This window comes from Mycolicibacterium duvalii (genome assembly GCF_010726645.1).
Lineage (GTDB): Bacteria > Actinomycetota > Actinomycetes > Mycobacteriales > Mycobacteriaceae > Mycobacterium > Mycobacterium duvalii.
Map to the genome: position 1 here is coordinate 2,748,495 of NZ_AP022563.1, position 21,513 is coordinate 2,770,007.

Consider the following 21,513-nt stretch of genomic DNA (forward strand, 5'->3'; position numbering starts at 1 on the left):
CCGCTTCTCCATACTAAAAGGTATGGTAATTTGCGCGGCATGACCGACATTCCGGCGATCACCGATGACTTCGTCGCACGCTTGGCCGACCGGGCCCAAGAGGCCGAGCGCCTGCGTCGATTGCCGCCCGACACGATCGCCGAGGCGACGGCGTCAGGGTTCTTCGACCTGTTGGTGCCCGCGCGGTACGGCGGTCGGGAGGCGTCGTTCCCCGAGATTCTCGACCCGGTCCGCCGGATGGCGCACGGCTGCGCGTCGAGCGCCTGGACGCTGGGCTTCTACGCACTGCACAACTGGATGCTGGCGCTGTTCAGCGAGGCGGCCCAGACCGAGGCTTTCGCCACCCGCCCCTTCCTGGCGCCGGCGCCGTTGGCCCCGACCGGACGCGGCGTCGCTGGTGACGGCGGGATCCGGGTGACCGGACGATGGTCCTGGGCCACCGGCGTGATGGACGGCAACTGGATCCTCGTCGGTGCACTGTGCGAACGCGAGCCCGGCGACCCGGCGTCGATCTATCCCGTGCTGGCGCTGCTCCCGATCAGCGACGCGCGCGTGGCCGACGTCTGGCACACCGACGGTATGCGCGCCACCGGCTCCAACGACGTCCTGATCGAGGATGCGTTCGTGCCGGCCCACCGGATCGTCGAGGTGACCGACATCTACGGCGGCACCGCCCCCGGCGCGGCGCTGCACGACTCCGCCACCTACCGCTGGCCGTTGGTGCCGGCGCTGGCGCTACTGGCGGCCATGCCGGCGTTGGGCAGCGCCGAGCGCGCCGCCGAGATCTTCGCCGAGCGACTGTCGCAGCGGTTCCTGGCCTATGAGGGCGTGATGCAGAAGGACAAGCCGGTGGCGTCCATCCGCCTCGGTGACGCCCTCGTGCGGTTGCGTGCGCTGCGGGCCCTCCTGGACGACACCGTGGGCGGGATCGAGGCGGCGGTCCTCGCCGGAGATCCGGTCAGCCGTGCCGCCCGAGGCCAGGCGCGGCTGGCCGCGGCCCACATCGTCAGCGAATCACGCACGGTGATCGCCGACCTGCTCAGCGCGTCGGGCGCCAGCGCCCACTTCGTGGACAACCCCCTTCAACGCATCAAACGCGATGTGGATGTCATCGCCGGTCATGTGGTGTTCGATTACGACACCAGCCGAGAACTGGCCGGTGCGCTGAGCCTCGGCCTCAAGATCCCCCGCACCGCGATGGTGTGATCACCGGAAGGAGCGGCCCGATGGCCGACAGTGTGCGCGACCGAGTGACCAAGTTCTTCCAGAAGTACTTCGGCAACCAGGTGATGGGGCGCATGCCGTTCCAGACCCTGCTCGAGACCACGGGCCGCACGTCAGGCTTGCCCCGACAGACGCCGCTGGGCGGCAAGCGAATCGGAGACGAGTTCTGGTTCGTCTCCGAGTTCGGCGAGCGGTCGCAGTACATCCGCAACATCAAGGCCGACCCGCGGGTTCGCGTACGCATCAACGGCCGCTGGCACCGCGGCACGGCGCACCTGCTGCCCGATGACGACGCCGAGGCACGCCTGCGAACCTTGCCGTCACTCAACAGCTTCGGGGTGCGCACCTTCGGCACGAATCTGCTGACCGTGCGGGTGGACCTGCACGACTGAGCCCGTCGGCCTGACGGCAGGCCCCGTCGCCGAGCGTGCGATCAAGGGCGCCCCTCCCCACCGAATGTGCGCTGCGGGCGAGAAAACGCCCCGGGTGCCGCCTCCAGCGCACGCTCGGCGAGCCGACGTCCGAGTCGCACGCTCGGCGAACCGGCGCTTCGATCCGGTTCGATCCGGCATTGACCGACAGACCCAACAAAAGTAAAGTCAGTTTTACTTTTGGTCGACGAGGAGGCGGTATGGAGTCGTTCGTTCATCTTCGAAAAGGTAAGACCCCCAGGCGGGCTCACGCCGACCTCGAAGGACAGAAGGACGACGAACTGGGCCGCGGCGGGTTCACCGGGCGAACCGCCAACCTGTACCGACGCGAGGACCCGACCGCATTCCGAGCGAAGGGACCGCTGCGCCCTCGCGACGTGCTGTCCAGCGAGCTGAAACCGTCCGACGCGACCGACGCGAACGGCGCTCCCCTGCTGATGTTCTCCAATGCGGACTGCCAGGTGCTGCTGTCGCGCCGGGCCGAGGCGATGCCGTTCTTCGCGCGCTACGTCGACGGCGATCTGCTGTCGTTCGTGCATGAAGGTTCCGGCCTGCTGGAGACCGAATTCGGCCCGCTGCGCTACCGCAGGGGCGACTGGGTGTACCTCCCCAAGGCGTGCACCTGGCGTCAGGTGCCCGACGAGCCGTCGACCTGGCTGATGATCCAGGCCACCGACGAGTTCCGGGTACCGCCGGCCGGCTATCTCGGCCGGCACTTCCCCTTCGATCCCACGCTGGCGGTCATCCCCGATCCGCAGCCGCTGAGCACCGGCGAGGGTCCGCAGCACGAGGGCGGTTACGAGGTCCGGTTGTTCCATGCTCCGATCGACGGTGTGGGCACCACTTCGCTGTTCTACGAACATCATCCGCTCGACGTCGAGGGCTGGCGGGGCGACAACTTCGCGTTCACCTTCAACATCGACGACTACAACGTCGTCACCTCCGACAGCGTGCACCTGCCGCCGACGGTGCACCTGTTCATGCAGGCCACCGGCGTGTACATCATGAACTTCCTGCCCAAGCCCGCCGAGGGCGTGCCGGGCACCGAGCGCACCCCGTGGTACCACCGCAACGTCGACTACGACGAGATCGCGTTCTTCCACGGCGGATCCCTCTACGGCATCCCGATGCCGCCCGGACTGATCTCCCATGCGCCCCAGGGCATTCACCACGGGGCGCCTGAGAAGGCGCGCGAACGCGCCCGCCGCAAGTTCGACGACTACCGGTCGGTGGACTGGCAGGTGATCGCCGTCGACACCCGTCGCCGGCTGGTGCCGTCGGCCGAGATCCTGGCCAACGACCTGGGCCAGCACGCGTGACCGCCGCCGCTCCGGTCAAGTACGAGTACGACCGCATCCCCTATCTCGTTGCCTATCAGAACAACTCGAGCGTTCGCGATGTGTACGGCGGGGTCGCCGAACTCGTCGTGCTGGAGAGCTATCTGCTCAGACCCAAGACCGTCGAATCCGATACCGTGCTGGTGTTCATGCACCCGATCGGCGGGGGCGCATACCTGCCGATGATCAACGCGCTCGCCCGCGCCGGGCACCACGTCATCTACTGCAACAGCCGATTCCGGGGCACCGACTCGGCGCTGCTGATGGAGAAGGTGGTCGAAGACCTCGGCGAGTGCATCAAGGACGCCAGGAATCGGCTCGGCTACGAGAAGGTGGTGCTGGCCGGGTGGAGCGGCGGCGGGTCGCTGTCGGCGTTCTACCAGCAGCAGGCCCAGCACCCGACCGTCACGTCCAGCCCGTCCGGCGACGGACCGGATCTGACCAAGCTCGGCCTGATCCCCGCCGACGGCATCATGCTGCTCGCCGCCCACATCAGCCGGCACGGCACGATGACCGAGTGGCTGGACGCGTCGATCCTCGACGAGTCGGATCCGACCAAGCGCGACCCCGAACTCGACCTGTACGACCCCGACAACCCGAACCAGCCGCCCTATACCGCCGAGTTCCTCGAGCGTTACCGCGCCGCGCAGATCGCCCGCAACCGGCGAATCACCACCTGGGTCAAGGACAAACTCGCCGAGCTGAAAGCGGCGGGCCGTCCCGATGACGAGTTCGCCTTCGTCGTGCACGGCACCATGGCCGACCCCCGCTGGCTGGACCCCGCCGTCGACCCGAACGAGCGCACGCCGGGCACCTGCTACCTCGGTGACCCGCAGGTGGTGAACATGAGCCCCGTCGGGCTGGCCCGGTTCTGCACCCTGCGCAGCTGGCTGTCCCAGTGGAGCTACGACGACGCACACGGCGACGCGGTCACCTGCGGGCCCGATATCGCAGTGCCGGCGCTGGTGATCGGTAATCTGGCCGACGACGCGTGCACACCCAGCCATACCCGCCGGATTTTCGAGGCGATCGGACACCCGGACAAGGAGATGTACGAGATCACCGGGGCGAACCACTACTACGCCGGACCCGACCAGCGCGAGCAGCTGCGCGAGGCGGTGGGGATAGTGACCGATTGGTTGCAGCGCCACCAGTTCGCGGGCCCGCGGTGACACACCCGACCGGACCGCTCGACGGCATCCGGGTGATCGAGGTCGGCACCTTGATCTCCGGACCCTATGCCGGTCGGCTGCTCGGCGACATGGGCGCCGAGGTCATCAAGATCGAACCGCCCGGTGCCCCCGACCCGCTACGGACGTGGGGGCAGGCCGAACTCGACGGCCACCATTTCTTCTGGACGGTGCACGCCCGCAACAAGAAGGCGGTGACGCTGAACCTGCGCGTGCCCGAGGGGCGCGACCTGTTCCTCGACCTCGTGGAGCACAGCGACATCATCGTGGAGAACTTCCGGCCCGGCACGCTGGAGAAGTGGGGCCTGGGCTATGACGTGCTGCGTGCCCGCAACCGCGGCATCATTTTGGTGCGGGTCTCCGGATACGGGCAGACGGGACCGGACGCGCACAAGGCCGGTTACGCGTCGGTCGCCGAGGCGGCCAGCGGCCTGCGCCACATGAACGGCTTCCCCGGAGGTCCCCCGCCGCGGCTGGCGCTGTCGCTCGGTGACAGCCTGGCCGGCATGTTCGCCGCGCAGGGCGCGCTGGCCGCGTTGTACCGCCGCACCGTCACCGGAGACGGTCAGGTCGTCGATGCCGCGCTCACCGAATCATGTTTGGCGGTACAGGAATCCACCATCCCGGACTATGACGTCGGCGGTGTCGTGCGCGGCCCGTCGGGCACCCGCCTGGAGGGCATCGCCCCGTCGAACATCTACCGCAGCGCCGACGGCAGCTGGGTCGTGATCGCCGCCAATCAGGACACGGTGTTCCGCCGGCTGTGTCAGGCGATGGGACAGCCGGAGCTGGCCACCGACGAGCGCTTCGTCAATCACGTTGCGCGCGGCCGGAACCAGGACGAGCTGGACAAGATCATCGGGGACTGGGCGGCGCAGCGCCAACCCACCGACATCATCGCCACGCTGTCCGACGCCGGCGTGATCAGCGGCCCGATCAACACCGTCGCCGAGGTGGTCACCGACCCGCAACTGCAGGCTCGCGGCATGATCGCCGATCACTGGGACGACCGGATCGGCCGAAATGTCAAGGGGCCCGGGGTGGTTCCGGTGCTGTCGGAGACACCGGGGACCATCCGTAACGCCGGCCCCTCACGGCCGGGCCAGCACAACGACGAGGTCTTCGGCGGGCTGCTCGGCCGCAGCGGTGACGAACTGACTCATCTGCACGGCGAAGGGGTGATATGACCGATCTGCCCAGCCACGTCACCATTCGAGACGTCTCCATGCGGGACGGTCTGCAGATCGAGGCGCCGATCCCGTTGTCGGCGAAGCTGGAGCTACTGGCTGCCGTCGCCGCCACCGGGGTACGGGAAATGGAGGCGACGGCGTTCGTTTCGCCGTCGAAGGTGCCTGCGCTCGCCGACGCGCCCGACCTGGCCGCCGAGCTGCACCGCTTCGGCGACATCGAATTCTCGGCCCTGGTGGCCAGCCCGAACGGTGCCAAACGCGCGATCGCGGCCGGGCTGCGTTCCATCGAATACGTCGTCTCGGCGGCCGACGGCCACAGCCGGGCCAACGTCGGCCGCACCTCGGCGGAGGCCACCGCCCAGATTTCGGACATCGTCGGAATCGCCCACGGCAGCGGTACGACCGTCGAGGTGATCGTGGCGACGGCGTGGGACTGCCCCTTCGACGGTCCGACGCCGGTCCGCCGAGTCCTCGACATCGTCGCCGCGGCGACCGACGCCGGGGTCGACCGCCTGGCGCTCGCCGACACCATCGGCACCGCCACCCCGCGCCGGGTGACCGACCTGATCGAAGCGGTGCGCCCCGAGATCGGCCCCGCACCGCTGGGCGCGCACTTCCACAACACCCGCGGAGCCGGGCTGGCCAGCGCCTACGCCGCGGTCAGCGCCGGTGTCACGCGCCTCGACGCATCGGTGGGCGGGCTCGGCGGGTGCCCGTTCGCGCCGGGAGCCAGCGGCAACATCGCCACCGAGGACCTGGTCTACCTGTTGCGCGACAGCGGGATCGGCGTCGACGTCGATCTCGAAGCGGCGATCGCCGCGGCGCGCGTCGCGCAGCAGGCGGTCGGCCACGACCTGCCCGGCGCGCTGTTGCGAGCCGGTGACCGGATACCGGGATAGGCATGTCTCCCGGACCCGCCGAAGCATTGAGCGCCAAGGGCCGCCAGACGCGCCTGGCGATCGAGACCGCGGCCCGCAAGCTCTTCGCCGAGCGCGGGTTCCACGGCACCACCCTCGGCGACATCACCTCGGCGGCGGGCAAATCGCCCGCGGTGTTCTACCGCTACTTCACCGACAAGGAGGACCTGCTCGCCGCACTCGCGCAGTCATTTCTGCGCGACGTGGTGGAACCGTCGGGCTTGAGCGTGCGGATGCCGGAGTCACCGGACGACGACGCGTTCTTCACCACAGTCGTGACCGGCTACTGGACGATGTTCAAGCAGAACATCGGCATCATGATCGCCGTGGCGCAGTTGGCGGCGACCCAGCCCCGGTTCGCCGCCGTTCAGAACGAATTCCGCCGCTTCGGGGTGGACATGGTGGCGGCGTCGGTGCGCCGCGCGCAGGAGCAGGGGTACGGCACCGATCTGCATCCCGAGTACACCGCCGCTGCGATCGCCCTGCTGTTCGAGAACTTCACCACCGTCTTCGTGGGAACCTCCGGACTCGGCTTCGAGATCGGCGACGAGGACGCGATCGCCACGCTGTCGCAGATCTGGAAGAAGACGCTGTACGGGCACTGACCGAGGACAAGGAGAATCAGAGTGGATTTCGCCCTTCCCGAACACCTTTCGACATTGCTGGACGACATGGACGCGTTCATCGAGGCCGAGATCAAGCCGCTGGAGCGCGAACACATCCAGTACTTCGATCACCGCCGCGAGCATGCGCGGACCGATTGGGACAACGGCGGTGTCCCGCGGCGGGAATGGGAGGAGTTGCTCGACGAGATGCGCCGGCGTGCCGACGCCGCGGGCTGGCTGCGCTACGGACTGCCGTCCCGGTTCGGCGGCCGCGACGGCAGCAACCTCGACATGGCGGTGATCCGCGAACATCTGGCGGCCAAGGGCCTCGGGCTGCACAACGACCTGCAGGACGAGTCGTCGATCGTCGGCAACTTCCCGCAGGTCATCATGATGGATAGGTTCGGCACCGAGCAACAGAAGCAGGAGTGGACCGACGCGCTGATCACCGGGAAGCGGTCGATGGCGTTCGGCCTGACCGAGCCGAACCACGGGTCCGACGCGACCTGGTTGGAGACCACGGCGGTGCAGGATGGCGACGAGTGGATCATCAACGGGGCCAAGCGGTTCAACACCGGAGTGCACCGGGCCACTCACGACCTGGTGTTCGCGCGGACCTCCGGGGAGGCCGGCCAGGCGCGTGGTATCACCGCGTTCCTGGTGCCGACCGATGCACCCGGCTTCTCGGTACCGTACTACTGGTGGACCTTCAACATGCCGACCGACCACGGCGAGGTGCTGTTGGACAACGTCCGCGTCCCGTCGGACGCTGTGCTCGGTGAGTTGGACCGCGGCCTGGAGGTAGGGCAGACCTTCCTGCACGAGAACAGGATCCGACAGGCTGCCAGCAGTCTGGGCGCCGCGCAGTACTGCATCGACCGCGCCGTCGCCTACGCCAACGAGCGCAAGGTGTTCGGCAAGCCGCTGTCGACCCACCAGGCCGTGCAATGGCCACTGGTCGAGCTGCAGACCGAAGCCCAGATGGTGCGCCTGCTGGTGCGCTACGCGGCGTCGGAACTGGACCGCAACCATCACATGGAGGTGTCGGACAAGGTGTCGATGGCCAACTACCGGGCCAACCGCCTGGTGTGCGAGGCCGCCGACCGCGCGATGCAGGTGTTCGGCGGTGTCGGCTACAGCCGCCACGAACCGTTCGAGCACATCTACCGCCACCACCGCCGCTACCGAATCACCGAGGGCGCCGAGGAGATCCAGATCAGGCGGGTGGCGCAGCGGCTGTTCGGGTTCGGGCGCAAGTGACTGAGCGCTCGCGCGAAGAGCAGAGGGCAACAGTGACTGAGCTGGCGAACGCACTCGAAGGCATACTGCATCCCGTCCTGGGTGAGGTGACCATCGACGACCTGCAACGGCTGACCGGCGGCGCCAGCCGCACCACGTGGGCGTTCGTGGCGAACGGCCGGGCGCTGATCCTGCGAACCGGTGAGCGCGACGAGTTGCACGCCAGCATGGAGCTCGAAGCCCGGGTGCAGCAGCGCGCCGCCGCGGCGGGCGCTCCGGTTCCGAACATCCTGGCTGCGGACAATTCTGCTGCAGCGCTGGGCAATCCGTATCTGATCTGCGATGCGGTGCCCGGCGAGACGATCGTGCGGCGTATCTTTCGGACCCTTGACGACGCCGGTCGCGCCCGGCTGTTGGCGCAGTGCGCGCAGGCACTGGCGGCGATTCACCGCGCCGACGCCGACGGTGCCGGCCTGACCGCCCCCGACGAACTCGCCGGCTGGCGCCACCGGCTCGACGAGATGGGCGACACCACAGCCACATTCGAGTGGACCTTCCGCCGACTCGAACAGCTGCGCCCCGATCCGTCGCCGATGCGGTTGGTGCACGGCGACTTCCGGATGGGCAACCTGATCGTCGACGAGTCCGGGCTGGCCGCCGTGCTGGACTGGGAGTTGACCCACCTCGGCGAGATCTACGAAGACCTCGCCTGGTTCTGCATCCGCGCGTGGCGGTTCGGGGCCCCCGAGACCATGGGCGCCGGCGGGTTGGGCAGCGTCGAGTCGTTCCTGCGGGCCTACGAGGACGCAGCGGGCGCCCAGGTCGACCGCGACGCGTTCCGCTGGTGGCTGACCGTGGCCACGCTGCGGTGGGGGGTGATCTGCCGGCACCAGGCCGAGCGTCACCTGTCCGGCGAGAATCGGTCGGTCGAGTTGGCGGCGATCGGCCGGCGCGTCAGCGAAACCGAATGGGACCTGCTGGATCTGCTCGAAGGAGCCGGGCCGCGATGACGAACCGCCCCACCGCGGCCGAGCTCGTCGCCGCGGTCGCCGACTTCCTCGACGGCGACGTCCGCGCTGCCACCACAGGCCAGGTCGGATTTCATGCCCGAGTGGCCGCCAACGTGCTGCGCATCGTGGAGCGCGAACTGCGCGACACCACTGCGGCATCGGCCGAGGCGGCGCTGCAGGATCTCGGCTACACCGACGAGGACTCGTTGGCCGCGGCGATCCGGGCCGGACAGCTCGACGAGCGCGGCGAGGATGTCATCGCCTGCCTGCGGGTCCTGGTACGTCACCGGCTGTCGCACGACCACCCCGGCTACGACGACAGTCGGTGACCGTCAGCTCCGGCGCACCCGGGCCAGCCAGGCCGGTTCGTCGACGCGCGTACCGACCGCCAGGCCCAGATCGGCGGCATGGATCTCGGTGACCACGCCCCGGTAGGTCGTCGTCGTCAGGGACTCGAGATCCCAGCCCTGCCCGAAGGCAGCACGCAGGGTTCGCTCGCCGACCTGTGGGCCGAAGCCCCGACCGGCGTCCGACAACGCCAGCACGTGCACGACGGAGCCGGGGGTGGTCGCGCGGTGCAGGCCGGTCACGTAACGCGCCCGGTCGTCATCGGCGAAGATGTGGAACAGCGCGCTGTCGACGACGGTGTCGTAGGTGGGGTGCGCACCGAGGTTCAGCGCGTCGCCGACCTCGAACCGCGCGTCGACTCCCTGCTGCGCCGCGTTGCGCCGCGCCTGGGCCACGGCTTCCGGTGCACCGTCGACACCGACGACGTCGTAGCCGCGACGGGCGAGCAGGATGGTGTGCTCGCCGGTGCCGCAGCCCACATCGAGGACGCGTCCGCTGATCAGGCCGGCGCGTTCCAGCTCGACGATGGCGGGCTGCGGCTCGCCGATCACCCAGGGCGGGGTCCGGTTCTTGTAGAAGTCGTCGAAATTGGACAGGGTGGGCGTTTGATCCATGTCCGCAGCATGCAACCTGAACAGAAGTTGAGGTCAACCCGATGTGTGTGATCGATCCGGACCGCGTCGCCGCCATCGGTGACGCGCTTTTCGCGGCCATCGAGGGTGGCGACATCGCGACGGTGGCGCGGCTGTTCGCCCCGGACATCGCGGTGCGCAAGACCGGCGATCGCCGCGACAACGACCACGCCCGCTCGGTCAGGATCCTCGACTGGTTCATCACCTCGACCGTGGATCGCCGCTACCAGGTGCTGGACCGCCAGTTGTTCCCCGGAGGCTTCGTACAGCAACACCTCCTGCACGCGACCGCGCCGACCGGCGAAGCGCTCGCGATCCGCGTCTGCATCGTGATCAAGATCGGTGCCGACGGGCGGATCACCCGGGTCGACGAGTACTTCGACCCGGCAGAGATTGCGCCGTTGCTCGACCAACCGGCCTGACGTCGTATTTCCGGGACGGGACCCGACAGCACGGATAGCATCGCGGTCATGGCTGAGTCCGCCTCGATGCCCCCGTCGACGTTGCGGATCCTGGTGTACAGCGACAATCCGAGGACCCGCGAACAGGTGCGACTCGCTCTGGGCAAACGAATTCATCCCGAGCTGCCCGAGCTGAGCTACCACGACGTCGCGACCGGCCCGATGGTGATACAGCAGATGGACGCGGGCGGCTTCGATCTGGTGATCCTCGACGGAGAGGCCAGCCCGGTCGGCGGCATGGGCATCGCCAAACAGCTCAAGGACGAGATCACCGACTGTCCGCCGGTGCTGGTGCTGACCGGACGACCCGACGACGCCTGGCTGGCCCGGTGGTCGCGCGCGGAGGCCGCAGTGCCGCACCCGATCGACCCGATCCGCCTCGGTGAGGCTGTGGTGTCCGTGCTGCGCGCCGCGGCCTAGCGTGGCGATTTCGGCCAAAACACCTGTGGCCGTTCCCTGTTCGCGGCAAGGAGGGATCGCCGCGCGACGCCAGTAGCGATACTAACCAAAATGTGTGGCTTGTGTCGCAAACGGGTCTAGGCTGTGTGGCAGCTCACATCGACTGACCCCGAGGAGCGCCAGCGCCGTATGAATCTGTACACGCCGATACTGGTGCTTGGCGCGATTGCTGCCGTGTTCGCCGTGGGGTCGGTCGGCATCGCCCTGCTGATCGGGCCCCGACGCTACAACCACGCCAAGCTCGAGGCCTACGAGTGCGGCATCGAGCCGATGGATGCCTCGGATCCGGCGGCGGCCGCGACCGGGCAGCGCTTTCCGATCAAGTACTACCTGACGGCGATGCTGTTCATCATCTTCGACATCGAGATCGTCTTCCTCTACCCGTGGGCCGTCGCGTTCGACGAGCTCGGGGCGTTCGGCGTGATCGCGGTGGCGCTGTTCCTGTTCAACGTCTCGGTGGCGTACGCGTACGAATGGCGACGGGGAGGCATGGCGTGGGATTAGAGGAGCGGTTGCCCGGCGGCATCCTGCTGTCGACGGTGGAGAAGGTCGCAGGCTACGTCCGGAAAGGGTCACTGTGGCCGGCGACGTTCGGCCTGGCCTGCTGCGCGATCGAGATGATGGCCACCGCCGGGCCACGTTTCGACATCTCCCGGTTCGGGATGGAGCGGTTCTCGGCGACTCCCCGACAAGCCGACCTGATGATCGTCGCCGGGCGGGTCAGCCAGAAGATGGCGCCGGTGTTGCGGCAGATCTACGACCAGATGGCCGAACCGAAGTGGGTTCTCGCGATGGGGGTGTGCGCGTCGTCGGGCGGCATGTTCAACAACTACGCGGTCGTGCAGGGCGTGGACCACGTGGTGCCCGTCGACATCTACCTGCCGGGCTGTCCGCCCCGCCCGGAGATGCTGTTGCACGCGATCCTGAAGCTGCACGACAAGATTGCGCAGATGCCGCTCGGAGTCAACCGCGAGGAAGCCATCCGCGCGGCTGAGCAGGCCGCGCTGGCCTTGCCGCCGACGATCGAACTCCGGGGGCTGCTGAGGTGAGCTCCGGCGACAGCGAGGGCGGGGGCCGCCCGGAGGTCATCGGTGTGCGCCGCGGCATGTTCGGCGCCCAGGACAGCGGGGACACCTCGGGCTACGGGCGGTTGGTGCGGCCGGTGGTGCTGCCGGGCGGTTCGCCGCGCCCGTACGGCGGCTATTTCGACGAGGTCGTCGACACGTTGGCCGCCGCCCTCGGCGATCGCTTCGGCGAGGCGATCGAGGCGGTCGTCGTCTACCGCGACGAGCTGACGCTCGAAACCCGCCGCGAACACCTGCGAGTGGTCGCGCAGACCCTGCGCGACCATGCGGACCTGCGATTCGAACTATGTCTGGGCGTCAGCGGCGTGCACTATCCCGACGACAGCGGGCGGGAACTGCACGCGGTGTATCCGCTGATGTCGATCACCCACAATCGTCGCCTCCGTATCGAGGCCACCGCGCCCGACGCCGACCCGCACATTCCGTCGCTGTTCGGCGTCTATCCGACGACGGACTGGCACGAGCGGGAGACCTACGACTTCTTCGGCATCGTCTTCGACGGCCACCCGGCCCTGACGCGCATCGAGATGCCTGACGACTGGATCGGCCATCCCCAGCGCAAGGACTACCCGCTGGGCGGGATCCCGGTGGAGTATCACGGCGCCGAGGTGCCGCCGCCCGACCAGCGGAGGTCCTACCACTGATGACGACATCGCAGAGCGTTCCCGGTCCCACCGATCGTGTGGTCGTCGTCGGCGGCCAGGACTGGGACCAGGTCGTCACCGCGGCCCGGCAGAACGCCGCCGAGCACGCCGGGGAACGCATCGTGGTGAACATGGGCCCGCAACATCCGTCCACCCACGGTGTGCTGCGGCTGATCCTGGAGATCGAAGGCGAGACCATCGTCGAGGCCCGTTGCGGAATCGGCTACCTGCACACCGGGATCGAGAAGAACCTCGAGTACCGCACCTGGACCCAAGGTGTCACCTTCGTCACGCGAATGGATTACCTGTCACCGTTTTTCAACGAGACGGTGTACTGCCTCGGCGTCGAGAAGCTGCTCGATGTGACCGACGCGATCCCGGAACGCGCGTCGGTGATCCGGGTGCTGTTGATGGAGCTCAACCGGATCTCCAGCCACCTGGTCGCGCTGGCCACCGGCGGGATGGAACTCGGCGCGATGACGGCGATGTTCCTCGGCTTCCGCGAGCGCGAGCTCATCCTGTCGGTGTTCGAGACCATCACCGGGCTGCGGATGAACCATGCCTACATCCGGCCGGGAGGGGTCGCGGCAGATCTCCCCGACGAGGCTCTTCCGGAGCTGCACGAGCTGCTCGACCTGCTGCCGACGCGCCTGAGCGACATGGAGGATCTGCTCAACGAGAACTACATCTGGAAGGCCCGCACCCAGGATGTCGGATATCTGGACCTGACCGGGTGCATGGCGCTCGGTGTGACGGGGCCGGTACTGCGTTCCACCGGGCTCCCCCACGACCTGCGCAAGGCGCAGCCGTACTGCGGCTACGAAACCTACGACTTCGACGTCGTCACCGACGACCGCTGTGATTCCTACGGCCGCTACCTGATTCGCGTCAAAGAGATGCGGGAGTCGATCAAGATCGTCGAGCAGTGTGTGCAACGGCTCGAAAGATCGGCCGGTGAGCCCGTGATGATCACCGACAAGAAGCTCGCGTGGCCGGCCGACCTGGAAGTGGGTCCCGACGGGCTGGGCAACTCCCCGAAGCACATCGCCAAGATCATGGGCCACTCGATGGAGGGACTGATCCACCACTTCAAGCTGGTAACCGAGGGGATCCGGGTGCCCGCCGGTCAGGTCTACGTCGCCGTCGAGTCACCACGCGGGGAACTGGGTGTGCACATGGTGTCCGACGGCGGCACCCGGCCCTACCGGGTGCACTACCGCGACCCGTCGTTCACCAATCTGCAGGCGGTGGCCGCGATGTGCGAAGGCGCCATGGTGGCCGATGCGATCGCCGCGGTCGCGTCGATCGACCCGGTCATGGGCGGGGTGGACAGGTGACGGGCATCTTCCTCGAGCTCGGGCAACGACCCGACGAACCCGGTCCCCCGATCCACGGCCCGTCGCAGTACCCGGCCGATGTCACTGCGCGCCTGGACGCCGACGCGGCGGTGATCGTCGCGCGCTACCCGCAAGCCCGGTCGGCACTGCTGCCGCTGCTCCATCTGGTGCAAGCCGAGGACGGCTGTCTGACACCGGCCGGAATCGGTTTCTGCGCACGACAGTTGGGGCTCACCGATGCCGAAGTGACCGCGGTGGCCACCTTCTATTCGATGTACCGGCGGACGCCGACAGGCGACTATCTCGTGGGCGTGTGCACCAACACGCTGTGCGCGGTGATGGGCGGTGACGCGATCCTCGACGCCCTCGAACAACACCTCGACATCCCGGCCGGGCAGACCACCGCCGACGGCACCGTCACCCTCGAGCATGTGGAGTGCAACGCCGCCTGCGACTACGCCCCCGTGGTGATGGTCAACTGGGAGTTCTTCGACAACCAGACCCCGTCGTCGGCACGTGATCTCGTCGACGCGCTGCGGTCCGGCCGGCCGCCGACGCCGTCACGCAGTACGGCGCTGTGCCGGTTCCGGGAAACCGCGAGACTCCTTGCCGGGCTCGGTGATTCCGACGGCGGTGACGCGCCGGTCGGCACCGCCACACTGGCCGGGCTGCGGTATGCCCGCGAGCACGCGATGTCCGCACCGGAGCCCGGCGCGACCCCGACCGACAATGCAGTGGCCGAACCCGGCCACGAACGTGCCGAGGCCGCCGACGCGGTGCGGAACCAGCCGGCGCCGGCACCGTCGGCCGACGTGCCCGCGCAACCGGCCACACCCGAAACCGACCCGGAAGCAGCGGATTCATGACGACGGCCCTGACCCCCGTGCTCAGCCGGTTCTGGGACGAACCGCAGCCGTGGTCGATGGACACCTACCGCCGCCACGGTGGCTATCAGGCGCTGGAGCGGGCCTTGGCGATGAGTCCCGACGACGTCATCGCGACGGTGAAGGACTCAGGCCTGCGCGGCCGCGGCGGCGCCGGCTTCCCGACCGGCACGAAGTGGTCGTTCATCCCGCAGCAGCGCAGCCCGCGGAGCGACCAGACGGCACAGGGTGACACGGGCGCGGCGGCCAAGCCGCACTACCTCGTGATCAACGCCGACGAGTCAGAACCCGGAACGTGCAAGGACATTCCGCTGCTGCTGACCACACCGCACTTTCTGGTCGAAGGCGCGATCATCGCGGCGTACGCCATCCGGGCCCACCACGCGTTCATCTATCTGCGCGGCGAGGTGGTGCCGGTGTTGCGCCGGTTGCAGGCCGCGGTCGCCGAGGCCTACCGGGCGGGCCATCTCGGCCGTGACATCCACGGGTCCGGCTTCGACCTGGAGCTGATCGTGCACGCCGGCGCCGGCGCCTACATCTGCGGCGAGGAGACCGCGCTGCTCGATTCGCTGGAGGGCCGGCGCGGTCAGCCCCGGCTGCGCCCGCCGTTTCCGGCGATCGCCGGTCTGTATGCGTGCCCGACGGTGGTCAACAACGTCGAGTCGATAGCCAGCGTGCCGCCGATTCTGCTCAACGGCGTGGACTGGTTCCGCTCGATGGGTTCGGAGAAGTCGCCCGGCTTCACGCTGTATTCGCTGTCCGGGCACGTCACCACGCCCGGTCAGTACGAGGCGCCGCTGGGAATCACGTTGCGCGAGTTGCTCGATTACGCCGGCGGAGTGCGCGCGGGGCATTCGCTGAAGTTCTGGACCCCCGGCGGCTCGTCGACGCCGCTGCTGACCGACGAGCACCTCGACGTGCCACTGGACTACGAGGGGATGGCCGGAGTCGGTTCGATGCTGGGTACCAAGGCGCTACAGATCTTCGATGACACGACCTGTGTGGTGCGCGCCGTGCGCCGGTGGACGCAGTTCTACGCCCACGAATCGTGCGGGAAGTGCACGCCGTGCCGGGAGGGCACCTACTGGCTGGCCCAGATCTACGAGCGGCTCGAGAACGGGGCCGGCACCGAGGCCGATCTCGACAAGCTCCTCGACATCTCCGACAACATCTTCGGCAAGTCGTTCTGTGCGCTCGGCGACGGCGCAGCCAGCCCGATCATGAGCTCGCTGAAGTACTTTCGCCCCGAGTACGAAGCGCACCTGGCGGGCGGCTGCCCGTTCGACCCGTACGCCTCGATGCTGGCGGCCCCGGAAGGAGCGCGTCGATGACCTCCTTCGCGAGCAGACGCGAAAGCCCCCAGAAAGAGGGGAATTCGCGGGATTTGGCGTCTGCTCGGCAAGAAGAAATGGTGTCGCTGACCATCGACGACCAGCAGCTGGAGGTGCCCAAGGGCACGCTGGTGATCCGGGCGGCTGAACTGATCGGGATTCAGATCCCCCGGTTCTGCGACCATCCGCTGCTCGACCCGGTCGGCGCCTGCCGGCAGTGTCTGGTCGAGGTCGAGGGCCAGCGCAAACCGCTGGCATCGTGCACCACCACCGTCACCGCGGACATGGTGGTGCGCACCCAGTTGACGTCGGCCGCGGCCGACAAGGCCCAGCAGGGCGTGATGGAATTGCTGCTGATCAACCATCCGCTCGACTGCCCGGTCTGCGACAAGGGCGGCGAGTGTCCGCTGCAGAACCAGGCGATGTCGCATGGCCGGGCCGAGACCCGGTTCACCGACCAGAAGCGGACGTTCCCGAAGCCGATCAACATCTCGTCGCAGGTCCTGCTCGACCGGGAGCGTTGCGTGCTGTGCGCACGCTGCACCCGCTTCTCCGATCAGATCGCCGGCGACCGCTTCATCGATCTGCTCGAACGCGGTGCGCTGCAACAGGTCGGAATCGCTGTGGGAGAACCGTTCCAGTCCTATTTCTCCGGCAACACGGTGCAGATCTGTCCGGTCGGGGCGCTGACCGGCGCCGCGTACCGATTCCGGGCCCGGCCGTTCGATCTGGTATCGAGCCCCAGCGTGTGCGAACACTGCGCATCGGGGTGCGCGCAGCGCACCGACCACCGGCGCGGCGCTGTGTTGCGGCGCCTGGCCGGCGACGACCCCGAGGTCAACGAGGAGTGGAACTGCGACAAGGGCCGGTGGGCATTTACCTATGCCACGGTCGGCGACCGCATCACCACCCCACTGCTGCGCGACGCCGACGGCGGGTTGCGGCCCGCGTCGTGGTCGGAGGCCCTGACGGTGGCGGCTGCGGGCCTCGCGGCGGCGAAGGGCCGCGCCGGTGTGCTGGTCGGCGGACGAATGACCGCCGAAGATGCCTACGCATACGCGAAGTTCACCCGAATCGTGCTCGGCACCAACGACATCGACTTCCGCGCTCGCGCGCACAGCGCCGAGGAGGCCGCCTTCCTCGCCGGGCATGTCGCCGGCCGGCCGATGACCGTGACCTATGCCGATCTGGAGCACGCCCCCGCCGTGCTGCTGGCCGGTCTGGAGCCCGAGGACGAGTCACCGATCGTGTTCCTGCGGCTGCGCAAGGCGGTCCGTCGCCACGGTCTGCGGGTGATGGCCGCCGCCGCGCTGTCGAGCCGGGGCGCCGAGAAGCTCTCCGCCCAGCTCCACCCGGCGGTGCCGGGCCGCGAAGCCGACGTGCTCGACGGACTGACCGGTCACGAACTGCTCGGCATGCCCGGAGCGGTGATCCTGCTCGGGGAGCGGCTGGCCGCTTCGCCGGGCGCCTTCGCCGCGGCGGTGCGCCTCTCGGAGAGCACCGGCGCGCGGCTGGCCTGGGTGCCGCGGCGCGCCGGAGACCGCGGCGCGGTCGAGGCCGGAGCGCTGCCGAACCTGCTCCCCGGCGGCCACCCGGTCGACGACGCGCGCGCCCGTGCGCAGGTCGCCGCGGGCTGGTATGTCGACGGCCTGCCCGGCACACCCGGGCGGGACGGGCAGGCGATCCTCGCGGCGGCACGCGCCGGTGCGCTGGGCGCGCTGCTGGTCGGCGGCGTCGAGCCCGCCGACCTGACCGACCCGGCCGGTGCCCTGGCTGCGCTGGAGGCGGTGCCGTTCCTCGTCAGCCTCGAGCTGCGGGAGAGCGCGGTCACCGCCCGCGCGGACGTGGTCTTCCCGGTCGCCCCGGCCGTGGAGAAAGCCGGCTCGTACGTCAACTGGGAGGGGCGGATTCGGCCGTTCGAGCCCTCGCTGCACACCAACGCCGTCCCGGATCTGCGGGTGCTGAATTTCCTGGCCGACGAGATCGGTGTCGACCTCGGCCTGCCCACCCCCGCCGCAGCAGCCGAGGAACGGGCCCGCCTCGGCGTCTGGGCCGGCGACCGTGCGCCGGTGCCGGCATCGTCGTCACCCGGCCCCGAGCCCGGCCCCGGTCAGGCGGTCCTGGCCGGATGGCGGATGCTGCTCGACAACGGACGGCTGCAGGACGGCGAACCCCACCTGGCGGGCACGGCCCGCCCGCCGGTGGCTCGGCTGTCACCGGCCACCGCCGCCGAGATCGGAGTCGGCCACGGTGATCGGGTCACGGTCAGCACCGAGCACGGCGCGATCACCGTCCCGCTCGAGATCACCGGCATGGTCGATCGCGTGGTGTGGTTGCCGCTGAACTCCCGCGACAGCACCGTGCACGCAACCCTGGGCGTGACAACCGGTGCAGTCGTCGCGATCGGACGGCCACGCTGATGACCTACCCCGACCCGACCCTGTTCGGTCACGACCCCTGGTGGCTGATTCTGGCCAAAGCGCTGGGCGTGTTCGCGTTCCTGGTGCTGACCGTGCTGGCGGCCATCCTGATCGAGCGAAAAATCCTCGGCCGCATGCAGTTGCGGTTGGGGCCCAACCGCGTCGGCCCGCGGGGCCTGCTGCAGTCACTGGCCGACGGGGTCAAACTCGCGCTGAAAGAAGGACTGGTCCCGGCCGGGGTGGACCGGTGGATCTACCTCGCCGCGCCGGTCATCTCGGTAATCCCGGCGTTCATGGCCTTCGCCGTCATCCCGCTGGGTGGCGAGGTGTCGGTGTTCGGGCACCCGACCGCGCTGCAGCTCACCGACCTGCCGGTCGCGGTGCTCTACATCCTGGCGGTGACGTCGATCGGCGTGTACGGGATCGTACTGGCCGGCTGGGCGTCGGGGTCGGTGTATCCGCTGCTGGGCGGACTGCGATCCACCGCGCAGGTGGTCAGCTACGAGATCGCGATGGGCCTGTCGTTCGTCGCGGTGTTCATCTTCTCCGGCACCATGTCGACGTCGGGAATCGTTGCCTCACAGTCGAACAGCTGGTTCGTGCTGGTGCTGCTGCCATCCTTTCTGGTGTACCTGGTGTCGATGGTCGGCGAGACCAACCGGGCGCCGTTCGACCTGCCCGAAGCCGAGGGCGAGCTCGTCGGCGGATTCCACACCGAGTACTCGTCGCTGAAGTTCGCGATGTTCATGCTCGCCGAATACGTCAACATGACCACCGTGTCGGCGCTGGCGACCACGATGTTCCTCGGCGGCTGGCAGGCGCCGTGGCCGGTGAGCATGATCGACGGCGCCAACAGCGGCTGGTGGCCGCTGCTGTGGTTCACCGCCAAGGTCTGGCTGTTCCTGTTCTTCTTCATGTGGCTGCGCGCGACGCTGCCGCGCCTGCGGTACGACCAGTTCATGGCGATGGGCTGGAAGTTGCTGATCCCGGTGTCGCTGGGCTGGATCATGGTCGTGGCCGCCCTGCGGGTCCTCGTCGACGAGGACGCGAGCAGGTGGGCGGTGGGGCTGGTCGGCCTCGGCACCGTCGCGGCGATCGCGGCCACCCTGTTGGCGGGCCGGCGCGTCCGGCGTGACCGGCGACGCCGCACGTCTCCCCCGCCGCCCGATTCCGGCGCCTTCCCGGTGCCGCCTCTCCCCGTGAAGGAGCGTGCAGATGCCTAGGTTCCTCGACGCGATCGCCGGGTTCGGTGTGACGTTCGGTTCGATGTTCAAGAAGCCGGTCACCGAGCAGTACCCGGAGAAACCGGGCCCGGTGGCGCGGCGCTATCACGGCCGGCACCAACTCAACCGGTACCCCGACGGTCTGGAGAAGTGCATCGGCTGCGAGTTGTGCGCGTGGGCGTGCCCGGCCGACGCGATCTACGTCGAGGGCGCCGACAACACCGAAGCCGAACGCTACTCACCCGGCGAACGCTACGGACGGGTGTACCAGATCAACTATCTGCGCTGCATCGGCTGCGGGCTGTGTATCGAGGCCTGTCCGACCCGCGCGCTGACCATGACCAACGACTACGAGATGGCCGACGACAACCGCGCCGACCTGATCTACGGCAAGGACAAGCTGCTGGCCCCGCTCGCGCCCGGCATGCAGGCGCCGCCGCACCCGATGGCCCCGGGCAGCACCGACGAGGACTACTACCTCGGCAACATCGCTCCCATCTCGGAGGACGCTCGGTGACGTCGCACGGGAGGCGCCGACGTGGGTGAGACGATTCTGTTCTGGGTGCTGGCGGTGGTGTCGGTCGTCGGTGCGCTCGGCGTGGTCGCCGCGCCGAAAGCGGTGTACTCGGCGATCTCGCTGGCCGGCACCATGATCGCGCTCGCGGTGCTCTACATCGCCCAGGACGCACCGTTTCTCGGCGTCGTCCAGGTGGTGGTCTACACCGGCGCGGTGATGATGTTGTTCCTTTTCGTGGTCATGCTCATCGGGGTCGACTCCTCGGAGTCCCTGGTGGAGACGATTCGCGGACAACGCGTGGCGGCCATCGTCATCGGGGTTGGGTTCGGCATTCTGCTGATTGCGGGCATCGGCAGCGTCTCGGTGGACGGTGTCGCCGGACTGGCCGCCGCGAACGCCGACGGCAACGTGGAGGGCCTGGCGGCGCTGATCTTCACCGAGTACCTGTGGGCCTTCGAACTGACCGGGGCGCTGCTCATCACGGCCACGCTCGGCGCGATGGTGCTGGCGCACCGGGAACGGTTCGACCGCCGCAAGACCCAGCGTGAGTTGGCCGTCGAGCGCTTCGGTCCGGGCGGCCATCCCACGACGCTGCCCAACCCGGGGGTCTACGCCCGCCACAACGCGGTGGACGTCCCCGCGCGGCTGCCCGACGGCAGCGGCTCGGCGCTGTCGGTCAGCGCGATCCTGCAGACCCGACCGGTCCCCGAAACCGACGGGAGCGCCGATGAACCCCGATAACTACCTGTACCTGTCCGCGCTGCTGTTCACCATCGGCGCCGCCGGAGTGCTGTTGCGGCGCAACGCACTGGTGATGTTCATGTGTGTCGAACTGATGCTCAACGCCGCCAACCTGGCGTTCGTCTCGTTCTCCCGCATCCACGGGCACCTCGACGGACAGGTGGTCGCGTTCTTCACCATGGTGGTGGCGGCCTGCGAAGTGGTGATCGGGCTGGCGATCATCATGACCATCTTCCGGACCCGGCGCTCGGCCAGCGTCGACGCGGCGAACCTGTTGAGGCACTGAGC

General features: G+C 68.6%; 24 protein-coding genes. 23 read left to right on the forward strand and 1 reads right to left on the reverse strand.

The window, feature by feature from the left end:
- The first annotated feature begins 39 nt into the window (after positions 1–39).
- The 10 genes from G6N31_RS12910 (at position 40) to G6N31_RS27235 (ending at position 9,472) form a co-directional block, all read left to right on the forward strand.
- Positions 40–1,206: an acyl-CoA dehydrogenase family protein gene (locus G6N31_RS12910; RefSeq protein ID WP_098002911.1), complete on the forward strand. Its 1,167-nt coding sequence runs from the start codon at positions 40–42 to the stop codon at positions 1,204–1,206.
- A gap of 20 nt (positions 1,207–1,226) precedes the next feature.
- On the forward strand, positions 1,227–1,616 hold the full coding sequence (locus tag G6N31_RS12915) for a nitroreductase/quinone reductase family protein (protein WP_098002912.1): 390 nt from the start codon (positions 1,227–1,229) through the stop codon (positions 1,614–1,616).
- Positions 1,617–1,855: 239 nt separating this feature from the next.
- On the forward strand, positions 1,856–2,974 hold the full coding sequence (locus G6N31_RS12920; RefSeq protein WP_098002913.1) for a homogentisate 1,2-dioxygenase: 1,119 nt from the start codon (positions 1,856–1,858) through the stop codon (positions 2,972–2,974).
- Positions 2,971–4,164 carry an alpha/beta hydrolase gene (locus G6N31_RS12925; protein WP_098002914.1) on the forward strand — a complete coding sequence of 398 codons (1,194 nt, stop codon included), beginning with the start codon at positions 2,971–2,973 and terminating at the stop codon, positions 4,162–4,164. Before G6N31_RS12920 ends, G6N31_RS12925 begins: the two co-directional genes overlap by 4 nt.
- On the forward strand, positions 4,161–5,369 hold the full coding sequence (locus G6N31_RS12930) for a CaiB/BaiF CoA transferase family protein (RefSeq protein WP_098002915.1): 1,209 nt from the start codon (positions 4,161–4,163) through the stop codon (positions 5,367–5,369). The genes G6N31_RS12925 and G6N31_RS12930 overlap by 4 nt, the downstream gene beginning before the upstream one ends.
- Positions 5,366–6,271 carry a hydroxymethylglutaryl-CoA lyase gene (locus G6N31_RS12935; RefSeq protein ID WP_098002916.1) on the forward strand — a complete coding sequence of 302 codons (906 nt, stop codon included), beginning with the start codon at positions 5,366–5,368 and terminating at the stop codon, positions 6,269–6,271. The genes G6N31_RS12930 and G6N31_RS12935 overlap by 4 nt, the downstream gene beginning before the upstream one ends.
- Positions 6,272–6,273: 2 nt before the next feature.
- Entirely contained in the window at positions 6,274–6,894 is a 621-nt protein-coding gene (locus G6N31_RS12940; protein ID WP_098002917.1) for a TetR/AcrR family transcriptional regulator, read from the forward strand.
- Positions 6,895–6,915: 21 nt separating this feature from the next.
- Entirely contained in the window at positions 6,916–8,154 is a 1,239-nt protein-coding gene (locus G6N31_RS12945; protein ID WP_098002918.1) for an acyl-CoA dehydrogenase family protein, read from the forward strand.
- Between the two features lie 32 nt (positions 8,155–8,186).
- Positions 8,187–9,143: a phosphotransferase family protein gene (locus tag G6N31_RS12950; protein ID WP_420090464.1), complete on the forward strand. Its 957-nt coding sequence runs from the start codon at positions 8,187–8,189 to the stop codon at positions 9,141–9,143.
- Entirely contained in the window at positions 9,140–9,472 is a 333-nt protein-coding gene (locus G6N31_RS27235) for a DUF6285 domain-containing protein (protein WP_098002919.1), read from the forward strand. The genes G6N31_RS12950 and G6N31_RS27235 overlap by 4 nt, the downstream gene beginning before the upstream one ends.
- Before the next feature lie 3 nt (positions 9,473–9,475).
- Here the strand turns inward: G6N31_RS27235 and G6N31_RS12960 are convergent, their stop codons facing one another.
- Positions 9,476–10,105, reverse strand: coding sequence for a class I SAM-dependent methyltransferase (locus G6N31_RS12960; protein WP_098002920.1), 630 nt, complete (start codon positions 10,103–10,105; stop codon positions 9,476–9,478).
- A gap of 41 nt (positions 10,106–10,146) precedes the next feature.
- On the opposite strand from G6N31_RS12960, the gene G6N31_RS12965 reads away from it, so the two are divergent.
- From G6N31_RS12965 to nuoK, 13 genes are all read left to right on the forward strand, one after another.
- Entirely contained in the window at positions 10,147–10,545 is a 399-nt protein-coding gene (locus G6N31_RS12965; RefSeq protein ID WP_098002921.1) for a nuclear transport factor 2 family protein, read from the forward strand.
- A 48-nt stretch (positions 10,546–10,593) separates the two neighbouring features.
- On the forward strand, positions 10,594–11,004 hold the full coding sequence (locus tag G6N31_RS12970; RefSeq protein WP_179964305.1) for an Rv3143 family two-component system response regulator: 411 nt from the start codon (positions 10,594–10,596) through the stop codon (positions 11,002–11,004).
- Positions 11,005–11,172: 168 nt separating this feature from the next.
- Entirely contained in the window at positions 11,173–11,547 is a 375-nt protein-coding gene (locus G6N31_RS12975) for an NADH-quinone oxidoreductase subunit A (protein WP_098002922.1), read from the forward strand.
- Positions 11,538–12,092 (forward strand): NuoB/complex I 20 kDa subunit family protein, encoded by a 555-nt coding sequence (locus G6N31_RS12980; RefSeq protein WP_098002923.1) that lies wholly within the window; start codon positions 11,538–11,540, stop codon positions 12,090–12,092. Before G6N31_RS12975 ends, G6N31_RS12980 begins: the two co-directional genes overlap by 10 nt.
- Before the next feature lie 56 nt (positions 12,093–12,148).
- Positions 12,149–12,772, forward strand: coding sequence for an NADH-quinone oxidoreductase subunit C (locus tag G6N31_RS12985; protein ID WP_234815255.1), 624 nt, complete (start codon positions 12,149–12,151; stop codon positions 12,770–12,772).
- On the forward strand, positions 12,772–14,109 hold the full coding sequence (gene nuoD / locus G6N31_RS12990; protein ID WP_098002925.1) for an NADH dehydrogenase (quinone) subunit D: 1,338 nt from the start codon (positions 12,772–12,774) through the stop codon (positions 14,107–14,109). Before G6N31_RS12985 ends, nuoD begins: the two co-directional genes overlap by 1 nt.
- Positions 14,106–14,975 (forward strand): NADH-quinone oxidoreductase subunit NuoE, encoded by an 870-nt coding sequence (gene nuoE / locus G6N31_RS12995; RefSeq protein ID WP_098002926.1) that lies wholly within the window; start codon positions 14,106–14,108, stop codon positions 14,973–14,975. The genes nuoD and nuoE overlap by 4 nt, the downstream gene beginning before the upstream one ends.
- Positions 14,972–16,324 (forward strand): NADH-quinone oxidoreductase subunit NuoF, encoded by a 1,353-nt coding sequence (nuoF, locus tag G6N31_RS13000; RefSeq protein WP_098002927.1) that lies wholly within the window; start codon positions 14,972–14,974, stop codon positions 16,322–16,324. The genes nuoE and nuoF overlap by 4 nt, the downstream gene beginning before the upstream one ends.
- 77 nt (positions 16,325–16,401) lie before the next feature.
- A complete protein-coding gene (locus tag G6N31_RS13005; protein ID WP_234815251.1) occupies positions 16,402–18,744 on the forward strand; it encodes an NADH-quinone oxidoreductase subunit G in 2,343 nt (780 codons plus the stop codon).
- Positions 18,744–19,967 carry an NADH-quinone oxidoreductase subunit NuoH gene (nuoH, locus tag G6N31_RS13010; protein WP_098002929.1) on the forward strand — a complete coding sequence of 408 codons (1,224 nt, stop codon included), beginning with the start codon at positions 18,744–18,746 and terminating at the stop codon, positions 19,965–19,967. Before G6N31_RS13005 ends, nuoH begins: the two co-directional genes overlap by 1 nt.
- A complete protein-coding gene (gene nuoI, locus G6N31_RS13015) occupies positions 19,960–20,484 on the forward strand; it encodes an NADH-quinone oxidoreductase subunit NuoI (protein ID WP_098002975.1) in 525 nt (174 codons plus the stop codon). Before nuoH ends, nuoI begins: the two co-directional genes overlap by 8 nt.
- Positions 20,485–20,505: 21 nt before the next feature.
- Complete coding sequence (locus tag G6N31_RS13020; protein ID WP_098002930.1) at positions 20,506–21,225, forward strand: NADH-quinone oxidoreductase subunit J; 720 nt, start codon at positions 20,506–20,508, stop codon at positions 21,223–21,225.
- Positions 21,212–21,511, forward strand: coding sequence for an NADH-quinone oxidoreductase subunit NuoK (nuoK, locus tag G6N31_RS13025; protein WP_098002931.1), 300 nt, complete (start codon positions 21,212–21,214; stop codon positions 21,509–21,511). Before G6N31_RS13020 ends, nuoK begins: the two co-directional genes overlap by 14 nt.
- The last annotated feature ends 2 nt before the right edge of the window (positions 21,512–21,513 follow it).

Excerpts from the sequence above, each read along its gene's own strand:
- G6N31_RS12915 (WP_098002912.1), top strand. The coding sequence starts at position 1,227 with ATGGCCGACAGTGTGCGCGACCGAGTGACCAAGTTCTTCCAGAAGTAC.
- nuoD (WP_098002925.1), top strand. The coding sequence starts at position 12,772 with ATGACGACATCGCAGAGCGTTCCCGGTCCCACCGATCGTGTGGTCGTC.
- G6N31_RS12975 (WP_098002922.1), top strand. The coding sequence starts at position 11,173 with ATGAATCTGTACACGCCGATACTGGTGCTTGGCGCGATTGCTGCCGTG.
- nuoK (WP_098002931.1), top strand. The coding sequence starts at position 21,212 with ATGAACCCCGATAACTACCTGTACCTGTCCGCGCTGCTGTTCACCATC.
- G6N31_RS12910 (WP_098002911.1), top strand. The coding sequence starts at position 40 with ATGACCGACATTCCGGCGATCACCGATGACTTCGTCGCACGCTTGGCC.
- nuoF (WP_098002927.1), top strand. The coding sequence starts at position 14,972 with ATGACGACGGCCCTGACCCCCGTGCTCAGCCGGTTCTGGGACGAACCG.
- G6N31_RS27235 (WP_098002919.1), top strand. The coding sequence starts at position 9,140 with ATGACGAACCGCCCCACCGCGGCCGAGCTCGTCGCCGCGGTCGCCGAC.
- G6N31_RS12920 (WP_098002913.1), top strand. The coding sequence starts at position 1,856 with ATGGAGTCGTTCGTTCATCTTCGAAAAGGTAAGACCCCCAGGCGGGCT.
- nuoI (WP_098002975.1), top strand. The coding sequence starts at position 19,960 with ATGCCTAGGTTCCTCGACGCGATCGCCGGGTTCGGTGTGACGTTCGGT.
- G6N31_RS12960 (WP_098002920.1), bottom strand. The coding sequence starts at position 10,105 with ATGGATCAAACGCCCACCCTGTCCAATTTCGACGACTTCTACAAGAAC.
- G6N31_RS13005 (WP_234815251.1), top strand. The coding sequence starts at position 16,402 with ATGGTGTCGCTGACCATCGACGACCAGCAGCTGGAGGTGCCCAAGGGC.
- G6N31_RS12985 (WP_234815255.1), top strand. The coding sequence starts at position 12,149 with ATGTTCGGCGCCCAGGACAGCGGGGACACCTCGGGCTACGGGCGGTTG.
- G6N31_RS12970 (WP_179964305.1), top strand. The coding sequence starts at position 10,594 with ATGGCTGAGTCCGCCTCGATGCCCCCGTCGACGTTGCGGATCCTGGTG.
- G6N31_RS12965 (WP_098002921.1), top strand. The coding sequence starts at position 10,147 with ATGTGTGTGATCGATCCGGACCGCGTCGCCGCCATCGGTGACGCGCTT.
- G6N31_RS12940 (WP_098002917.1), top strand. The coding sequence starts at position 6,274 with ATGTCTCCCGGACCCGCCGAAGCATTGAGCGCCAAGGGCCGCCAGACG.
- G6N31_RS12935 (WP_098002916.1), top strand. The coding sequence starts at position 5,366 with ATGACCGATCTGCCCAGCCACGTCACCATTCGAGACGTCTCCATGCGG.
- nuoH (WP_098002929.1), top strand. The coding sequence starts at position 18,744 with ATGACCTACCCCGACCCGACCCTGTTCGGTCACGACCCCTGGTGGCTG.